General features: G+C 68.4%; 16 protein-coding genes. 6 read left to right on the top strand and 10 right to left on the bottom strand.

Annotated features, from left to right (window positions below):
• Positions 1-14: 14 nt before the first annotated feature.
• From UC35_RS01590 to UC35_RS01610, 5 genes are all read right to left on the bottom strand, one after another.
• Positions 15-740 (bottom strand): ABC transporter ATP-binding protein, encoded by a 726-nt coding sequence (locus tag UC35_RS01590; protein WP_061495528.1) that lies wholly within the window; start codon positions 738-740, stop codon positions 15-17.
• Positions 737-1,567 carry an ABC transporter ATP-binding protein gene (locus UC35_RS01595; protein ID WP_061495532.1) on the bottom strand — a complete coding sequence of 277 codons (831 nt, stop codon included), beginning with the start codon at positions 1,565-1,567 and terminating at the stop codon, positions 737-739. Before UC35_RS01595 ends, UC35_RS01590 begins: the two co-directional genes overlap by 4 nt.
• Before the next feature lie 47 nt (positions 1,568-1,614).
• Positions 1,615-3,114, bottom strand: coding sequence for a fibronectin type III domain-containing protein (locus UC35_RS01600; RefSeq protein ID WP_061495534.1), 1,500 nt, complete (start codon positions 3,112-3,114; stop codon positions 1,615-1,617).
• A gap of 111 nt (positions 3,115-3,225) precedes the next feature.
• Complete coding sequence (locus UC35_RS01605; RefSeq protein WP_061495537.1) at positions 3,226-4,428, bottom strand: substrate-binding domain-containing protein; 1,203 nt, start codon at positions 4,426-4,428, stop codon at positions 3,226-3,228.
• A gap of 162 nt (positions 4,429-4,590) precedes the next feature.
• Positions 4,591-6,057: a sigma-54 interaction domain-containing protein gene (locus UC35_RS01610; RefSeq protein WP_173861242.1), complete on the bottom strand. Its 1,467-nt coding sequence runs from the start codon at positions 6,055-6,057 to the stop codon at positions 4,591-4,593.
• Positions 6,058-6,183: 126 nt separating this feature from the next.
• Between UC35_RS01610 and UC35_RS01615 the strand changes: the two genes are divergently transcribed.
• Positions 6,184-7,143, top strand: a complete 960-nt coding sequence (locus tag UC35_RS01615; RefSeq protein ID WP_061495543.1) for a Bug family tripartite tricarboxylate transporter substrate binding protein — start codon at positions 6,184-6,186, stop codon at positions 7,141-7,143.
• 85 nt (positions 7,144-7,228) lie between these two features.
• On the opposite strand, the gene UC35_RS01620 is transcribed toward UC35_RS01615, so the two are convergent.
• From UC35_RS01620 to UC35_RS01630, 3 genes are all read right to left on the bottom strand, one after another.
• Entirely contained in the window at positions 7,229-8,734 is a 1,506-nt protein-coding gene (locus tag UC35_RS01620; RefSeq protein WP_061495545.1) for a tripartite tricarboxylate transporter permease, read from the bottom strand.
• Positions 8,735-8,749: 15 nt separating this feature from the next.
• Positions 8,750-9,262, bottom strand: coding sequence for a tripartite tricarboxylate transporter TctB family protein (locus tag UC35_RS01625; protein WP_061495548.1), 513 nt, complete (start codon positions 9,260-9,262; stop codon positions 8,750-8,752).
• Positions 9,263-9,446: 184 nt separating this feature from the next.
• Positions 9,447-10,400, bottom strand: coding sequence for a Bug family tripartite tricarboxylate transporter substrate binding protein (locus UC35_RS01630; protein WP_061495550.1), 954 nt, complete (start codon positions 10,398-10,400; stop codon positions 9,447-9,449).
• A 143-nt stretch (positions 10,401-10,543) separates the two neighbouring features.
• On the opposite strand from UC35_RS01630, the gene UC35_RS01635 reads away from it, so the two are divergent.
• The 5 genes from UC35_RS01635 to UC35_RS01655 all read left to right on the top strand — a co-directional run bounded on the left by UC35_RS01635 (position 10,544) and on the right by UC35_RS01655 (position 16,635).
• Positions 10,544-11,224 (top strand): response regulator transcription factor, encoded by a 681-nt coding sequence (locus tag UC35_RS01635; RefSeq protein WP_061495554.1) that lies wholly within the window; start codon positions 10,544-10,546, stop codon positions 11,222-11,224.
• A 121-nt stretch (positions 11,225-11,345) separates the two neighbouring features.
• Positions 11,346-12,776 carry a sensor histidine kinase gene (locus tag UC35_RS01640; RefSeq protein WP_061495557.1) on the top strand — a complete coding sequence of 477 codons (1,431 nt, stop codon included), beginning with the start codon at positions 11,346-11,348 and terminating at the stop codon, positions 12,774-12,776.
• Positions 12,757-13,182: an RNA-binding S4 domain-containing protein gene (locus tag UC35_RS01645; RefSeq protein ID WP_061495559.1), complete on the top strand. Its 426-nt coding sequence runs from the start codon at positions 12,757-12,759 to the stop codon at positions 13,180-13,182. The genes UC35_RS01640 and UC35_RS01645 overlap by 20 nt, the downstream gene beginning before the upstream one ends.
• Before the next feature lie 198 nt (positions 13,183-13,380).
• The gene (locus UC35_RS01650) at positions 13,381-14,334 is read left to right on the top strand and encodes a TAXI family TRAP transporter solute-binding subunit (protein ID WP_061495562.1); all 954 of its coding nucleotides are present in this window, start codon (positions 13,381-13,383) and stop codon (positions 14,332-14,334) included.
• Between the two features lie 75 nt (positions 14,335-14,409).
• On the top strand, positions 14,410-16,635 hold the full coding sequence (locus UC35_RS01655) for a TRAP transporter permease (RefSeq protein ID WP_061495565.1): 2,226 nt from the start codon (positions 14,410-14,412) through the stop codon (positions 16,633-16,635).
• A 21-nt stretch (positions 16,636-16,656) separates the two neighbouring features.
• Here UC35_RS01655 and UC35_RS01660 read toward each other — a convergent pair whose 3' ends face one another.
• Both UC35_RS01660 and UC35_RS01665 read right to left on the bottom strand, forming a co-directional pair.
• On the bottom strand, positions 16,657-17,667 hold the full coding sequence (locus tag UC35_RS01660; protein ID WP_061503627.1) for an FAD:protein FMN transferase: 1,011 nt from the start codon (positions 17,665-17,667) through the stop codon (positions 16,657-16,659).
• A gap of 5 nt (positions 17,668-17,672) precedes the next feature.
• On the bottom strand, positions 17,673-18,083 hold the full coding sequence (locus UC35_RS01665; protein WP_061495568.1) for a c-type cytochrome: 411 nt from the start codon (positions 18,081-18,083) through the stop codon (positions 17,673-17,675).
• Positions 18,084-18,140: the final 57 nt, after the last annotated feature.

Genomic DNA, 18,140 nt, shown 5'->3' on the forward strand with positions numbered 1-18,140 from the left:
TGCGATTGCGCTGCTCATATCGCCAGCCCCAGCAGCGAGTGCTGCAATTCCTCGTTTTCGGCCATCTCCCTCATCGAGCCGGAATGGACGATCCGGCCGTTGTCCATCACCGCGACGGTGTCGCCGAGGCGCTTGGCGAAGTTGATGTTCTGCTCGACCAGCAGGATCGTCACGCCACTGGCCTTCAGCTGCGCGAAGGCCTCGATCATGTTGTTGATGATCGCGGGCGCCAGCCCCTTGCTGGGCTCGTCGACGATCAGCAGTTCGCGCGGCTCGATGATCGCGCGCGACACGGCGAGCATCTGCTTCTGCCCGCCGGAAAGCTTGCCCGCCGGATGGTTCCAGAACTTCTCGACCGCGGGGAACAGCGAGAAGATCCACTGCAGCCGCGCCTCGTCGATCTGGCCGATGTTGCGCGCCCAGCGCGCGGCCAGCAGCATGTTCTCCTTCACGGTCAGGTCCGCGAAGATGCCCATGTTCTCGGGCACGTAGGCGACGTTCAGTTGCGAGATCTGCGGCGTGGCCATCGCGGTGATGTCCCGGCCGTTGAACTCGATGCGCCCGGCCGAGGCGCGCCACAGGCCCATGATGGTGCGCAGCGTCGTGGTCTTGCCGGCGCCGTTGCGCCCGAGCAGCAGGGTGAGCTGGCCGCGCGGCACCTGCAGGTCGACGCCGTGCAGGATGTGGTAGGCGCCGATGTGGGTGTGCACGCCGGCGAGCGTGAGGATGTTCTCGTTCATTTGCCGCTCCCGTTCACCACGCGCAGCTCGGGCCGCGGCAGCGGCACCTCGCGCTCGCCGGTCCGGTCGGCGCTCACGCCCAGGTAGGCTTCCTGGACGATCGGCGAGGCGATCACCTCCGCCGGCTTGCCGTCGGCCACCAGCGTGCCGTTGTGCAGCACGATGATGCGGTCGGCGAGCTCCCGCACGACGTCCATCTTGTGTTCCACCAGCAGGATGGTCTTGCTCGCGTCTGCCTTGAGCTTGCGGATCAGGTTCAGGATCACCGGCGCCTCGGCGGCGTTCATGCCGGCCGTGGGCTCGTCGAACATGAACACCTGTGCATCCAGCGCCATCAGCAGCGCGACCTCCAGCTTGCGCTGGTCGCCGTGCGGCAGGTTCGCCACCAGTTCGTCTTCCTTGTCGCCCAGGGCGACCGTCTCGAGGATCTCGTCGGCGCGCTCGAGGAGCTGCTTGTGGTCGCTCCAGATGCTCCACAGGTTGAAGCCGCGCCGGTGATCGCCGTCGCGCGCGGCCTGCACCGCCAGGCGCACGTTCTCCAGTACCGTGAGCTTGGGAAACAGGTTGGTGAGCTGGAATGCACGGCCCAGTCCGGCCCGCGTGCGTTGCGCGGCCGACAGCCCGGACAGGTCGCGCCCATCGAGCGTGACCTGTCCGGCGCTCGCCTTGAGCTGCCCGGAGATCAGGTTGAAGTAGGTCGTCTTGCCCGCGCCGTTCGGCCCGACGATGGCGGTCAGCGTTCCTGGCTGGAAGGCGCAGGTGACGCTGTTGACCGCCACGTGGCCGCCGAAGCGGATGGTGAGGTCCTTGGTCGCGAGCAGGCTCATCTCGGAGTGGAGGCGCCGAAGGCGCCTGGGAGGTGGTCAATCATTCTTCAGGGACAGGTGCCGATCACGTAGTAGTTCGGGCTGGTTTGCTTCAGGGTGGTGGTGACGAAGGTGTTGTACAGGCCCATGTTCTGGTTGGACCCGTTGGCCAGCGCGTAGCCGCCGCCGACGTGGGCGCGGCCGGCGGTGACGTGGTTGTAGTTGTTGGCCGTGTAGCAGACCGGCGCGCTGCCCGTGGTGGTGCCGCTGACCGGCGACGAACTCGCGCCCTGGACGCCGCCGGCGTCGACCGCCGCGACGGTCCAGGAATAGGTCGTGGCCGCGGCCAGGCCGCTGTCGGTGTAGCCGGTCGAGGTGACGGGGCTGGCGTTCACCTTGCCGCCGTTGCGGAAGACGTTGTAGCTGGCCGCACCGGTGACGGCATTCCAGATGAGGGTCGCCGAGCTGCTGGTCACGCCGGACACCGCCAGGCCCGTGGGCGCGGGCAGCGATTCGCCGCCGCCGCCACCGCCGGAACCGGTGCCCGAGGCCACCTTGTCGACCATCGCCTTGATCGCGGCCATCTGGGTGCCGGCCTTCTGGGCGAAGTTGGTGCCGTACCAGCCGATCCAGTCCCAGCAGCCATTGGGGTTGCCCAGCGAGCCGCTCGCGGCGGTCTGGCGCGAGGTGCTGTCCACCTTGGTCTGCGGGAACAGCACGATGATGCTGTTGGTGTCCGCCCAGCGCGTGTAGCCGGTGTTCTTGACGAACTTGTCGCCGATGGTGTCGTAGTTCTGTTGGCAACCATGCAGCGCCACGTGCAGCTTGCACTGCGCGCCGCTCGCGCAGTTGGCCGGCACGTAGGCCCAGCCCGTGGTGTCCATGCCGGGATTGCCGGCGCTGAAGGCCGTCTGGTCGAATTCGATGTAGTTGCCGGCCGCCGGTGCGTTGTTGCGCGCGTTCAGCGCCCCGTACAGCTTGGTGAACATCTGCCCGGCGCCGTCATAGCCGCAGTTGCTGATGTAGGGCGAGGCGCTGGAATTGCAGGCGTTGTTGCCGGTCGCGTCGAAGTCCGTCGGGAACACGTGCGCCGTGCTGGCGCGCTGCACGTAGCTCAGGTTCGCGGCGGGCACGCCGTTGTTGGTGTACTGCGTCTGCGCCGCGTTCATCGGGTTCGGACCCACGGTGAAGTCGCTGGTGCCGACGAACATGTAGATCTTCTGGTTGGCGACGTTCGACTTGGCGTCGATCTGGTTGCCGCTCCAGTTGTTGATGTCCGTCTGCATCGTGTTCAGCATCGCGCTGCCGATCGTGGCGTTGTACATGCACGCCGTGTAGTTGTTGTGGCCCGCGCACATGTACGGGCCGGCAGCGAACACGCCCACGCCCATGAAGGTCGAGGAGTAGGCATAGCCGAGCTGGTTGGCCATGAAGCCGCCCGAGGAAAGGCCCGACACGCTGATCCTGGTCTTGTCCACGTTGAGCGCCGGCAGGGGCACGGCGTGGGCGGCCGCGCAGGCGAAGGCCACGGCGCCGACGAAGGCGCGGAGCAGCTTCTTGAATGTCATCGAGATCTCCTGTGGTGTTGATTGGGATGCAACTACCCATCCCCCGTGTTGCCGGGGGTTCCTCGAACAACGAACAAAAAGAGGCGCGGCCGCGCCTTTGGAAAAAGGGACTTACTTCCGGCCGTTGCGGATCGGAACTTCCATCTCGTTCGGCTTGATTTCCTTCACGAGATGCAGGTCGGCCATGGCCCCGGGGCGCGCGCCCGGTGCCACGCGGAAGTGGTACATGGACTGCATGGCCTGGTGGTCTTCCTTGCGGAAGGTCATCATGCCCTTGGGCGTCTCGAAGCTCATGCCCTCCATCGCCGAGATCAGCTTCTCGGTGCCGGTATCGCCATTGGTCTTCTTCAGCGCCGAGACGATCGCCATGGCGGCGGAGAAGCCGCCGGCCGTGAAGAAGTCAGGCGGCGTCTTGAAGCGCGAGTAGTGGTTGGTCACCAGCCACAGGTTCGCCGGGTTCTTCGAGAAGCCGAAGTAGTAGTAGCTCGCGCCTTCCATGCCCGGGAAGTTGTTGTAGGGCACCATCGCCGGCAGGATGTTGCCGCCGGTGGCGACTTCGATGCCGTAGCGCTTCTTCAGGTCCAGGTCGGCCAGCTTGGCGAACGGCGGGTTGGCGCCGGCCCAGATCACGAAGATCACCTTGCGGCCGGGCTTGTCCTTGAGGTTGTCGACGATCCGCTGGAAGCCGGCCGTGAAGTCCGTGGTGGTCGGCGGCAGGTATTCCTCGTGGGAGACCTTGGCCTTCTTGAGCGCATCCTTGAAGGCCCTCACGCCGTCTCGTCCGAAGGCGTAGTCCTGCGCCAGCGTCGCCACCAGCGTGCCCGGTTGGTCCACCGTGACGGCATTGGAGATCGCGTCCTGCGAGCTGCTGCGGCCGGTGCGGAAGATGTAGCGGTTCCACTTCTCGCCGGTGATCGAGTCGGCCACCGCCGGCTCGACCAGCAGTACCTTCTTGTATTCCTCGGCCACCGGCAGCATCGCCAGCGCCACGCCGGAAGACGTCGGGCCCATCGCCAGGTCGACCTTGTCGTCCGCATAGGAAGCGGCCAGCAACGACTTGCCCAGGTCCGGCTTGCCCTGGTCGTCCTTCTCGATGATCACGATCTTGCGGCCATTGACGGCCATGGTGCCGTTGGTCGCGTACTCCAGGCCCAGCAGCAGTCCGGCCTGGGTCTGCTTGCCGTAGGCCTCGAGCGGGCCGGTGCGGCTGTAGATATGCGCGATCTTGATGTCCTTCGCCTGGGCGAAGGCCACCGGGGCCGTGATCGTGGAGGCGGCGAGAGCGGCGAGCGCAAGCCAGGAACGGCGTTTCATGTTGTCTCCTGATAATGAACTGCGGAAAACGGTTGAGCCGAAGCACGGCCCGTGCCAACGCGGAAGAGCTTTGATTTCATTGGAAAATCCTGATCGCCCAGGCGTGCTTGTCTGTTTTTCATACAGTCGAAACTGTTCGCTTTTCGAACAGATGCATGAAATTCAGACAGCCGCTTCCAGCCGCTCGTAGAGCTTGGCGCGCGAGATGCCGAGCAGCTTCGCCGCCGCGACCTTGTTGCCCGAAGTCGCGGCCAGGGCCGCCGCGATCGCCTGGCGCTCCACTTCCGCGACCTGCTCGGCCAGCGGCCGCAGCGCAGTCGGCGAAGCCGCGCCCGGGGCCGCCGCCACGGCAGCGGCCGGCGCCACCTGCTTGATGCCGGACTCGCGCAGCACCTCGCCGACGTCGCGGGCGTCGATGTGCTGCGACTCGCCGCGCATGGCGGCCTGCTCCAGCACGTTGCGCAACTCGCGGATGTTGCCGCGCCACGCCTGCGCGGCCAGCAGGGCGATCGCCTCGGGGCTCAGGTCCGGCGGCGGCGTCGCGTTGCGCAGGCCGATGTCTTCGGCCAGCACCTCGACCAGCGCCGGAATGTCGGCGCGGCGTTCGCGCAGCGACGGCACGCGGATCGGCAGCACGTTGAGCCGGTAGTACAGGTCCTCGCGGAACTTGCCCTCGCGCACCAGCTGCGCCAGGTCGCGCGAGGTGGCCGCGATCACGCGCGCATCGAACGGGACCAGCTTGTTGGACCCGAGCGGCTCGATCTCGCCTTCCTGCAGCGCGCGCAGCAGCTTGGGCTGCAGGCTCGGCGGCATGTCGCCGATTTCGTCGAGGAACAGGGTGCCGCCGTCGGCAAGCTTGAACTTGCCGTCGCGGCCCTTGCGGTCGGCGCCGGTGAAGGCCCCGGGCGCGACGCCGAAGAATTCGGCCTCCAGCAGGGTGTCGGGAATCGCCGCGATGTTCACGCTGACCAGCGGGCCGGAGGCTCGGCCCGAGGCCGCGTGGATCGCGTGCGCCAGCAGTTCCTTGCCGGTGCCGGTTTCGCCCAGCAGCAGCACCGGGCTGGACGACATGGCGGCGCGGCGCGCCTGGCGCTTGACTTCCACCGCCGCCGGGCTGCTGCCGACGAAACTTGCCAGCGTGTACTTGTGGCGGCGCTGCGTCGCCAGTTCGCGCCGGGCGTCGTCCAGGTCGCGCTGCAGGTGCGCGAACTTGCTGATCAGGGGTTGGAGCGTCGTCTCGGGATGGTCGAACAGCACGATGCCGATGGCGCCGATCAATTCGCCCTGGTCGTCGCGCAGCGGCAGCCGGCTGACGACGAAGGTGCCGGCCTTGTTGGTCAGGAGGTCGATCAGGATCGCCTGCCCGGTTTCCAGCACGCGGCGCATCTGCGTGTTCGGCACCACGTCTTCGACCATGTGGCCGACGAACTGGTCGACCGAGGAGAAGCCGAGTGCCGGCAGGAAGCGCTTGTAGCCCTCGTTCACCCAGACGATGCGGCCGGTGCGATCCAGCAGGAACATGCCTTCGCTCGTGCTGGAGAACAGGTGGAACATCGAGCGCGCCGCCAGCTCGAGGATGCTTTGCGCATCGAGCGGCAGCGCCTGGGACTGCAGGGAATTCGCGGGCATTGTGGCAATGCTAACCCGGCCTCCTTCCCGCGAATCCGGGTTTGCCCCGACAGGAGACCGGACGGCTGACAGCGGTTCGACAGCTCATGCCGCCACTCTGTCGTCACCACTCTCAGGAGAGACCTCATGCGCCGTGACCAGTTCCTCAAATCCGCCCTCGCCCTCGCGGCCTGCGGCGCCTTGCCGATGTCCGCGGACGCGGCCGGCGTCCTCAAGATGATGATCCCCGCCAACCCCGGCGGCGGCTGGGACACGACCGGGCGCGCGCTCGGGCGCTCGCTGCTGGACGCCAGGGCGGCTGACAACGTGCAGTACGAGAACAAGGGCGGCGCCGCCGGCGTCATCGGCCTTGCGCAGTTCGTGAACCAGGCCAAGGGTGACCCGAACGCGCTGATGATGATGGGCGCCGTGATGCTGGGCGGCATCATCACGGGCAAGCCGCCGGTGCAACTGAACCAGGCCACGCCGATCGCGCGCCTGACCAGCGAATACAACGTGTTCGTCGTGCCGTCCAGTTCGCCGTTCAGGACCATGAAGGACGTGGTGGCGCAACTCAGGGCCGACCCGGCCAGCGTCAAGTGGGGTGGCGGCTCGCGCGGCTCCACCGAGCACATCGCCGCCTGCATGCTCGCGCGCAACGTCGGCGTCGATCCCCGGAAGGTCAACTACATCGCCTTCCGCGGCGGCGGCGAGGCGACTGCTGCCATCCTCGGCGGCAACGTCACCGTCGGCGGCAGCGGCTACAGCGAATTCGCGGACCATATCGCGTCCGGCAAGATGCGTCCGCTGGCCGTCACCTCGCAGAAACGCCTGTCCGGCATCGCCATCCCGACGATGAAGGAGTTGGGCTACGACGTCATCCTGGGCAACTGGCGCGGTGTCTACGCGGCGCCGGGCATTAGCGCCGACGACCGTTCCAACCTGACGCAAGCGGTCATGGCGGCGACAAAGACCAAAGCCTGGAGCGAGGCGCTTTCCAAAAATGGCTGGACCCCCGCCGTTGCAACCGGCAAGGAGTTCGAGGACTTCGTCGAATACGAGTTCTCGAGTCTGCGAGCAATCATGTACCTGTCCGGCATGGTCTGAGCACCAGCGGCTCGAGTCCACAAACTCAAATTCAACGGGGCCGAAAAGGCCCCGTTTTCCTCCGAGCTGAAGCGACCCTGGCGGTTCAGGCCGCCGCCGCCCGCCGGGCCGACATCAGGCGCACCACGCGCGGCAGGATCAGCACCGCGAGGATGATCACGATCATCACGACCGACATGGGCCGCTGCAGGAAGACCATGCCGCTGCCCTCCCCGATCGACACCGCGTTGCGCAGCTGCGCTTCGGCCAGCGGCCCCAGGATCATGCCCACCACCACCGGCGCCGTCGGGAAGTCGAAGCGCCGCATCAGCACGCCGACGAGGCCGATGCCATAGAGCAGCACCAGGTCGAACGCGCTCTGGCGCATGCCGTAGGCGCCGACCGTCGCGAAGATCAGGATGCCCGCGTACAGCTGCGGCTTCGGGATCTTCAGCAGCTTGACCCACAGGCCCACCAGCGGCAGGTTCAGCACCAGCAGCATCAGGTTGCCGATGTAGAGCGAGGCGATCAGCGCCCACACCAGCGCCGCCGACGTGGTGAACAGCTGCGGCCCGGGCTGCAGGCCGTAGTTCTGGAAGGCGCCCAGCAGGATGGCGGTGGTGTTGGAGGTCGGGATGCCCAGGGTCAGCAGCGGGATCAGTGCCGCGGTCACCGAGGCGTTGTTCGCCGCCTCGGGACCGGCCACGCCTTCGATCGCGCCGGTGGTGCCGAACTCCGCCTGGTTGCTGCCCTTGGCCAGCTTTTTCTCGACGGCATAGCTCAGGAAGGTCGGGATCTCGGTGCCACCGGCGGGGATGCAGCCGAAAGGAGCGCCGATGAAGGTGGCGCGCAGCCATGCCGGGATCGAGCGCTTCCACTCGCGCCGGGTCATGTAGACCTTGGTCAGCTTGTTCTGCGACTCGTCGACCTTGCCTTCGAAGAGCGCGGCGTACAGCACCTCCGACACCGCGAACAGGCCCACGGCCACCAGCACGATCTCGATGCCGTCCAGCAGCTCGGGGACGCCCAGCGTGTAACGCGCCTGGCCCGAGATCTGGTCGAGGCCGATCAGGCCCACCGCCAGGCCGATGAACAGCGAGGTCATGCCGCGCAAGGTGCTCGCCCCCAGCACCGCGCTCACCGTGGTGAAGGCCAGCACCATGAGCAGGAAATACTCCGGCGGCCCGAGCTGCACGGCGAACTCCGCGACATAGGGCGCGAACAGCGTGACCATTACCGTGGCGATGGTGCCGGCCACGAAGGAGCCGATGGCCGCGGTGGCCAGCGCCGCGCCGGCGCGGCCGCTCTTGGCCATCTTGTTGCCTTCCATGGCGGTCACCATGCTGGCGGTCTCGCCCGGCGTGTTCAGCAGGATGGAAGTGGTCGAGCCGCCGTACATCGCGCCGTAGTAGATGCCGGCGAAGAAGATCATGGAGGCGGTGACTTCGACCTTGGCGGTGATCGGCAGCAGCATGGCCACGGCCACGGCCGGCCCGATGCCGGGCAGCACGCCCACCGCTGTGCCCAGCGCGCAGCCGACCAGCGCCCACAACAGGTTGGCCGGCGTGATGGCCAGCGCGAAACCATGCAGCAGCGATTGCAGGATGTCCATGCGAGTGTCCTGGCGCTAGATCCAGCCGGTGCCGGTCAGCCCCGGCAGGTTGATGGCCAGGAATTGGGTGAACATCCAGAACACCGGCGCCGAGATCGCCGCGCCCGTGAACGCATCGATGGCGAAGGTGCGCGGGGTGCCGGCGGCCTGCCCCTGCGCCCGGCGCAGCCCCTGCACCGCGAGCACATAGCACAGGGTGCAGCTGAGGATGAAGCCGATGGTGGTGATCAGCGCCGCGTTGAGCAGCAGCCCGGCCGACACCCAGACGAAAGCCCACCAGTTGCCGCGGTCTTCGCCGCTGGGCGGCGCCATGCTGCGAAAGCCGCCGGTGCGCGCCTCCACGACGATGAGGATGCCGCACACGAAGAGCACACTGGCGACCAGCCAGGGCAGGAAGTTCGGTCCGACGCCGCCATAGCCGGCGCCCGACGGTATCGAGACGGCGCCGGCGGCCAGCGCGATGCCGACCGCGGCCACCCCGGCGCCGACCAGGGTCTGCGCCAGCACCGATTGCGGTTCATGCGTCATGGCTGGCGCGACCGTACTGGGTAGTGGCCTGTAGCCTTGAAATGGGAGTCGAGGGACGCGCGAGACGGGGTGCGATGCAAGGCGCAAAGCACAGCGATGCCCGGTGGCATCGCGAGCATTTGCAACGCCGCAGCGCGCCACGTATCGCGTGGACAGCGACTTCCGATTTCAGGGTTATAGGCCACTAGACCATGCCCGACTTGACCATCGTGGCGCGCAGGCTCGCGAATTCGTCATCAACGAACTTGTCGAACGCCGGGCCGGTCAGCACCGCCGGGGTCCAGTCGTTCTTCTCGAGCGACTCCTGCCACGACTTGGTCTTGAGCGCGGCCAGCACCATGTCGGTCAGCGCCTTGCGCTGCGCGTCGTTGAGGCCGGGCGCGCCGTACACGCCGCGCCAGTTGCCGATCTCGACGTCGATGCCCTGCTCCTTGAGCGTGGGCACGTTGTTCAGGCGCTTGGGCGCCGTGACGGCGATCGGCTTCATCTTGCCGGCCTTGATGTACTCGGCGAACTCCGAGTAGCCGCTGCCGCCCACCGTGACGTTGCCGCCGAGGATGGCCGCGGTGGCCTCGCCGCCGCCGCGGAAAGCCACGTAGTTGATCTTGGAAGGATCGACGCCCACCTTCGACGCGATCATGGCCGCGGCAATGTGCTCGGTGGAGCCGCGCGAGCCGCCGCCCCACTTGACGCTGCCCGGGTCCTTCTTGAGCTGCGCCACCACGTCGGCCATGGTCTTGAACGGCGAGTTGGCGGGCAGCACGAACACGTTGTACTCGCTGGTCAGGCGCGCGATCGGCGTGGCCTGCGACAGATTCACCGGCGGCTTGCCGGTGATGATGCCGCCCAGCATCACGGCGCCCATCACCATCATCGCGTTCGCGTCGCCCTTGCTGCCGTTGACGAACTGCGCCAGGCCCAGCGCGCCGGCCGCGCCGCCCTTGTTCTCGTAGGTCACGCTGTCGGCCGACTTGGCTTCCTGCATGGCCTTGCCCAGCGCGCGGCCGGTGGTGTCCCAGCCGCCGCCGGGGTTGGCCGGAATCATCATCTTCACGTTGGCGGCGGCGCGGGCGTGCAGCGGCAGCGCGCCGGCCGCGGCCAGCGCGGCCAGGCTCTTGAGGAACTCGTCTCTACGCATGGGGTGACTCCTAGTTGTTCGTAACAGGACTCGTGGATGATGCGCCCGGTGCCTGTCAAACGGCTGTCCTGCATGATTGGGGAAACTACTAGTCCGTCCACTGGGCCCGCCCCCTGAGCCGCCTGCACTAAGCTCGCTCTCCAATGAAAGTTTTGCTGGTCGAAGACGATCCCTCCATGCGCAGCACGCTCGAGCGCACGCTGACGCGGCGGGGGTTCCACCTCGATGCCTGCGGCGACGGCCGGCAGGCGCTGTCCCTGTGGAAGTCGGCGCGGCCGGACGTCGTGATGTTGGACCTGAGCCTGCCCGGCCTCGACGGGCTGGACGTGCTGCAGCAGGCGCGCGCCGAGGGGCTCGCCGCGCCGGTCCTGATCCTCACCGCGCGCGGCACGGTGGGTGACCGCATCCTCGGCCTCAATTCCGGCGCGGACGACTACCTGCCCAAGCCCTTCGACCTGGATGAGCTCGAGGCGCGCCTGCGCGCGCTGGCGCGCCGCCGGCCGGGCCCGGCGGCGGCCAAGCCGGCAGACGAGTCGCTGGAGTTCGGCCGCCTGCGCTACGACAAGGCCAGCGGCGCGGTGTACCACGGGGACGACGTGCTGGAGCTCACGCCGCGCGAATCGGCGCTGCTGGCGGCGCTGCTGGCGCGGCAAGGCCAGGCGATGGCCAAGGAGAAGCTGTTCGAACTGGTATTCGCCGGCGAGCCCGAGGTGCAGTACGAGGCCATCGAGGTGGTGGCCTACCGCTTGCGCAAGAAGCTGGCGCCCACCGGTGTCTCGCTGGTCACGCTGCGCGGGCTGGGCTACCTGTTGAAGGCCGGATGAGCCGCACGGCCGCTCCGAAGGCGAATAGCACCGCAGCCCGCCAGGGCGGAGGTTGTCGAATGCTCCGCACGGCCGCTCCGAAGGCGAACAGCACCGCAGCCCGCCGGGCGGAGCTTATCCAATGAGCGGCGCGCTTTCGCTGCGGCGGCGCCTGCTGCTCGGCATCCTCGTGCCGGTGGTGCTGCTGATCGCGCTGAACGGCGCCAGCCTGTATTCACGCGCCCTCGCCGCCGCCAACACCGCCTACGACCGGACCCTGCTGGCCTCGGCCAAGGTCATCGGCGAGCAGCTCGACGTGGAAGGCTACGACGCCGAGGCGCGGCTGCGTGCCACGGTGCCCTATTCCGCGCTGGAAGCCTTCGAGGCCGACAACCGCAGCCGCATGGTCTACCGCGTGTCCGACCTCAGGGGCGAAATGGTGTCCGGCTACGCCGAGCTGCCGTTCTGGCGCGGCAAGCTGCCGGCGCGGCCGCCCTATGCCGCGCTGGTCGACTTCTACGACGACCGCTACAACGACGACGACGTGCGTGTGGCCGTGCTGCTGCAACCGGTGTCCAGCGCCCACGGCCGCGGCATGGCCGTGGTGCAGGTGGCCGAGACGCTCGAGCTGCGGCGCACGCTGGCACGCCAGATCCTCATCGATACCCTGTTGCGCCAGGCCGTGCTGGTGGCGGTCCTCGCGTTGGTGGTGGTCGTGGTGGTGCAACGCACGACCCGGCCGGTTCGGCGGCTGAGCCAGGAACTGCAGGCGCGGCCCGAAGGCGACCTCACCCCCATCGTGGCGAACGACGCGCCGCGCGAGCTGCTGCCCCTGGTGGAGGCCACCAACGACGTGATGACGCGGCTGTCTCACTTGCTCGAACACCAGAAGCGCTTCGTGCGCGACAGCTCGCACCAGCTGCGCACTCCGCTGGCGGTGCTGAAGACGCAGGTCCAGTCGGCGCTGCGCGGCGACGTGGCGCCGGCCCAGGCGCTGGCCGAGATCAACGCCACCGTCGACCGCGCAACGGCGCTGGCCAACCAGATGCTGTCGCTGGCCAAGGTGGAGCAGCTGCGCCAGCAGCCCGGGCCCGAGGTCACGGACCTGTCGGAGACGGTGCGCGCGGTTGCGCTGGAGCTGGCGCCGCTGATCGCCGACCGCGACATCGATTTCGAGATCGCCACCGCGCCGGCACCGGTGCGGGCGCACCCCTGGATGCTGCGCGAACTGGCGCGCAACCTGCTGCACAACGCGATCAAGCACATGCCGGCGGCCGGCAGTCTGTCGGTGCAGGTGGTGGCGGACCGCCGCTTCGCGGCCCTGACCGTGACCGACAGCGGCCCCGGCATCCCGGCGGAATTGCAGGCGCGGCTGTTCCAGGCGTTTTCCGCCGGCGACGTGCGCGCCGGCTCCGGGCTCGGCCTGGCCATCTGCCAGGAGATCGTGCGCGCGCTCGGTGGCGCCATCGTGCTCGAGAACCGCGTGGCCCATGGCCAAGTCAAAGGGCTGGATGCCATCGTGCGTTTGCCGTTGGCGGAAAATCTTCATCCGGATGGACAAGCTTCGAATTGACAAGTGGCTGTGGGCCGCGCGCTTCTACAAGACGAGGTCGCTGGCGGTCGAGGAGATCGGCAAGGGGCGGGTCGAAGTCAACGGCCAGCAGGCCAAGCCGGCGCGCGAGGTGAAGGTCGGCGACACCGTTCTGCTCCGGCAGGGCGCGGTGCAGCGCGAGGTGGTGGTCAAGGGCCTGTCCGGCATGCGCGGCCCGGCGCCCGTGGCCCGGCAGTTGTACGAGGAGACCGCCGCCAGCATCGAGGCCCGCGAGCGCGCGGCCGAGCAGCGCCGCCTGGCGCCCGAACCTGCGCTGTCGATCGAGCAAGGCCGCCCCACCAAGCGCGGCCGGCGCGAGCTCGACGATGCCCGGCGCGGCTGGGGTGACCGCTGGAGCGCTTCGGTGGACGACACGCCGAAGCGCTGAGTCTTGTTTTACTCCTTCCCCCTCCGGGGGAAGGTTGGGATGGGGGCGCTCGGGGGACTGCGCAAGGTCCCGAGCCCCCACCCCTGACCTCCCCCGGTGGGGGAGGGAGTTCAAGGCAAGGGGCAGTGAAACCACTAGCCAGCGGCGCCTAACGGCTGTGGTGTACTGGCCGCTCGTTTGTCCTCACCGGAGTCTCCAATGAATGTCAAACACCTGCTGGGCGCCGTCGTGGCGGCGCTGGCCCTCACCAGCGGCGCGCAGGCGCAGCAATTCTTCCGCATCGGCACCGGCGGCACGGCCGGCACCTACTACCCGGTCGGCGGCATGATCGCCAATGCGGTGTCCCAGCCCGGCAAGATCATCGCGACGGCGCAGGCCAGCAACGGCTCGCTGGCCAACGTGAACGCGATCGCGGGCGGCTCCATGGAAGCGGGCCTTTCGCAGTCCGATGTCGCCACCTGGGCCTACACCGGGACCGGCGCCTTCGAGGGCAAGCCGAAAGTCGCGGACCTGCGCATGATCGCCAACCTGTACCCCGAGAGCATCCACCTGGTGGTGAAGAAGGGTTCGGGCATCAAGTCGGTGGCCGACCTCAAGGGCAAGCGGGTCGCCTTGGACGAGCCGGGTTCCGGCACGCTGATCAACGCCCGCATGGTGCTGGCCGCCTATGGCGTCAAGGAATCGGACATCAAGCCCGACTACATCAAGCCCAACCAGGCCGGCGACAAGCTCAAGGACGGTTCGCTCGACGCCTTCTTCTTCGTCGGCGGGGCGCCCGCCGGCGCGATTGCGGAACTGGCGTCCAGCGGCGTGGGCATCGAACTGGTGCCGCTGAGCGGTGCCCCGTCGGAGTCGCTGCGCAAGCAGAACCCCTATTTCGCCGTCGACACCATCGCCGCCAACACCTACAAGGACGTGGCCGCGGTGCAGACGCTGGCTGTCGGAGCCCAGCTGGTGACCAGCGCCAAGGTCCCTGTCGAGACGGTCTACGAGATCACCAAGGCCATGTACAACGAGCAGACGCAAAAGACGCTGGCCGCCGGCCACGCCAAGGGCAAGTTCATCACCAAGGAGAACGCGGTCCAGGGCGTGGGCATCCCCTTCCATCCCGGCGCGGAGAAGTTCTACAAGGAAGCGGGCCTGCTGAAGTAAGCCGGCCGCACGGACCGCAGCACGCAGGGAGGCAGCGGCAAGCGCCTCCCTGTTTTTGTTTCGAGAGGGATTCGCATGACGACGGACACCGCGCTGGACGAGCGCAAGCTGCAGGAGCTGGAGGAGAAGTTCGATCCGGAGATGCGCTTCCGGACCACGGTGCCGCCGGCCACCTGGCTCGTGATGGCGCTGCTGATCGCGCTGTCGATGTTCCACTACTACACGGCCGGCTTCGGCCTGCTGCGCGAGACCACGCACCGCGGCGTGCACCTGGCCTTCGTGCTGGGCCTGATCTTCCTGGTGTTTCCGCGCAGCAAGCGCGGCTACGAGTCGACCCACCTGGCGTCGAGCTGGCACGCCCCCGGCGGCGTGCCGCTCACCGACTGGCTGCTGGCCATCGGCTGCGCGCTGAGCGTGCTCTACATCCCCTACGTGTTCGACGACCTGGCCTTCCGCGTCGGCAACCCCGGCACGCTGGATGTGGTCATGGGCTCCGTCCTGTTTTTCACGCTGCTGGAGGCGACGCGGCGCTCCATGGGCTGGCCGCTGCCGCTGATCGCCATCGGCTTCACGGCGTATGCGCTCGCGGGACCGTACTTCCCCGGCCTGCTGAAGCACGCCGGCGCCACCTGGAGCCAGATGATCAACCACCAGTACCTCACCAGCCAGGGCATCTACGGCGTGGCGGTGGGCGTGGTGGCGACCTACGTCTTCCACTTCGTGCTGTTCGGCGTGATGGCCACGCGCATCGGGCTGGGACAGTTGTTCCTGGACATCGCCGCCAGCGTGGCGGGACGCTACGCCGGCGGCCCGGCCAAGGTGAGCGTGTTCGGCTCCGCGATGTTCGGCATGCTGTCCGGCTCGTCGGTCGCCAACGCGGTGACGGTGGGCTCGCTCACCATCCCGGCCATGATCCGGGTCGGCTACCGGCGCGAATTCGCCGGCGCGGTGGAAGCCGCCTCCTCCACCGGCGGGCAGATTACGCCGCCGGTGCTCGGCGCGGCGGCCTTCCTGATGGTGGAGTTCCTGAACGTCTCCTACCAGACCATCATCGCCGCAGCCGTGGTGCCGGCCTTCATGCATTTCTTCGGGGTGTTCATGCAGGTGCACTTCGAGGCCAAGCGATACGGCCTGCGCGGCCTGACCGACGAAGAAATGCCGAAGCTGCGCGAGTCGCTGAAGCAGCGCTGGCCGACCCTGATTCCCCTGTTCCTGCTGATCGGCATCCTGGTCTCCGGCCGCACGCCCTACCTGGCGGCCTTCACCGGCATCAGCTCCTGCGCCATCGTCGGCCTGACCACGCGCGTGAGCGGCAACCGGCCGGCCAACTGGGTGCTGTGCGGGGCGCTGCACGCGCTGCTGGCGGTGATCGCCTTCGCCGAACTGGGCGTCAACACCGACGAGATCAAGCTGGCCCTGTTCGCCGCGGGCATCGCGCTGGCGATCGCCGGCTGGAAGCTTGCGGGCATCACGGGCCGCATCGCCCACGGCGTCATGGTGGAAGCCTTCGAAACCGGCGCCAAGTACGCGCTCGCCGTGGGCGCGGCCGCCGCCACCGTCGGCATCGTGATCGGCGTGGTCACGCTGACCGGCGTGGGGTTCAAGATCAGCTTCATCATCACCGGCTGGGCCCAGGTGATCGCGGGCGGCCTGACCAGCGTCATCCCGGCCTTCGTGGCGGACATGAAGGCGCTGACGCTGTTCGCCGCCCTGGTCATGACCGGCGTGGTCTGCATCCTCATGGGCTGCGGCATCCCGACCACCGCCAACTACATCATCATGGTGACGGTGGCGGCGCCCACGCTGGTGCAGCTGGGCGTGCAGCCGCTGGTGGCGCACTTCTTCGTTTTCTACTACGGGGTGCTCGCGGACATCACGCCGCCGGTGGCGCTCGCCGCCTATGCGGCCGCCGGCATGGCCGGCAGCGACCCGTTCAAGACCGGCAACATGGCTTTCCGTCTGGGGCTGGCGAAGGTGCTGGTGCCCTTCGTGTTCGTGTTCTCGCCCTCGCTGCTGCTGGTGGCCAAGGGCTTCACCTGGTACGACTTCTCGATCACCTTCGTCGGCTGCGTACTGGGCATCGTGGTGCTGGCCGCTGCGCTCAGCCGCTTCATGCTGGTCGAGATGAAACGCTGGGAACAGCTGGTCTGCCTGGCGGCCGCGCTGCTGCTGATCGCACCGGGCCTGGTCGTCACGCTGGTGGGCGCGGCGATGGTGGTGCCGGTGCTGCTGCGGCAGCTGGCCGCGCACAGGAAGGCGTCGGCGCCGGCCGCGGCCGGGCTGGACGTGGGATACCGCTGACGGGCGTCGGCGTGTGGGCGGCTACACCGGCCGCAAGCGCTCGCGCAGCCGCTCGCTCAGCCAGATGTTGCCGTCGGCCCCGGCGACCATGGCCTCGGTGCCGGCGGTGCGCCGCAGCAGTTCGCGGCCCTCGCCGGCGCCCAGCACCATGGCGGCTGCGCCGAGGCCGTTGACACCCTCCAGCGTGTCCGCCACCAGCGTGACGCCGCGCACGCCTTGCGTCGGCTGACCGGTGCGGGGATCCAGCACGTGGTGCCAGCGCCGTCCGGCCCGGGTGAAGAAGCGTTCGTAGTCGCCGGAGGACGCGACGATGCCGCTGCCGATGTCGAGCGCGCCCAGCAGGCGCTGCGGCTGGCGCGGATCGCGGATGCCCACGCGCCACGGCGCATCGCCCGGCGCCGACAGCGCCAGCACATCGCCCCCGCCGTTGACGAGCGCGCTGCGCACGCCGTGCGACTTCAGTGCGTCCAGGCCGGCCTGCAGGATGTACAGCTTGGCGATGCCGCCCAGGTCCAGGCGCATGCCGCGCTGCGTGAGGTAGGCGGTCTGGCTGCGTTCGTCGAGCCGCAGGTTGCGCCAATCGACGCTGGGCAGCCGGCGCGTGATCTGCGCGGGCTCGGGCATGCCCGGGTCGGGTCCATCGAAGTGCCAGAGGCCCAGCGAACCCACGGTGGCATCGAAGGCCCCGTGCGTCCTGCCCGAGACGCCCTGCGCCATGCGCAGAACTGCCATCAGCTCGGGTTCGACCGCCACCGGCTGCAGTCCGGAAGCCAATCCGATCGCCGACACGCGGCTGGTCAGCTCGTAGTGGCTCATGAGGGCCGCGAGCGCTTCCATCCGGCCGAAGGCGGCCTGCATGGCGGGGGCCAGCGATGCCGCATCCTCGCCCTGCACGGTCAGGTCGACCCGCGTGCCCATGAAGGCGCGCGATTCGCGCAGGCGCGTGCGTGTGGGCGCGGCGCCCGCCAGCAGGGGCCAGGCGGCCAGGCAGGCGCCCGCGGCAAGCAGCCGGCGCCGGGCGGGATCCCTCATGGTGTTCAACGCGACTGGTCGACCATGAAGTTGACCGCGGCCTTCATGTCATCGTCCGAGGTGCTGGAGCCGCCGCGTGGAGGCATCGAGCCCTTCTGGCCGGTGAAGCCCTCGATCGCGTGCTTGTACAAGGTGTCCATGCCCTGGGCGATGCGAGGCGCCCACTCGGCCTTGTCGCCGGGCTTGGGCGCGCCGGCGACGCCGGCCGCGTGGCACATCGCACAGGTCTTGCCGTAGACGGACTTCCCGGCAGCGTTGTCGGCGGCAGCCGTGGCCGCGGCGGGCGCCGGTGCCGCGGCAGGCGCCGTGGCAGCTGCCGGAGCTGCTGCGGGCGCCGCGGGCGCGGCGGCCTCCTGCTTGCCACAGCCTGCCAGGGCAGCAGCGGCGATGACGACTGCGAGTGCGGTGAATTTCATGGTGACGCTCTTGTGGTTTGGGGAACGAATGCGTCGCCGATTCTAGGGACGCAGGTC

Source organism: Ramlibacter tataouinensis, from assembly GCF_001580455.1.
Classification (GTDB): Bacteria; Pseudomonadota; Gammaproteobacteria; order Burkholderiales; family Burkholderiaceae_C; genus Ramlibacter; species Ramlibacter tataouinensis_B.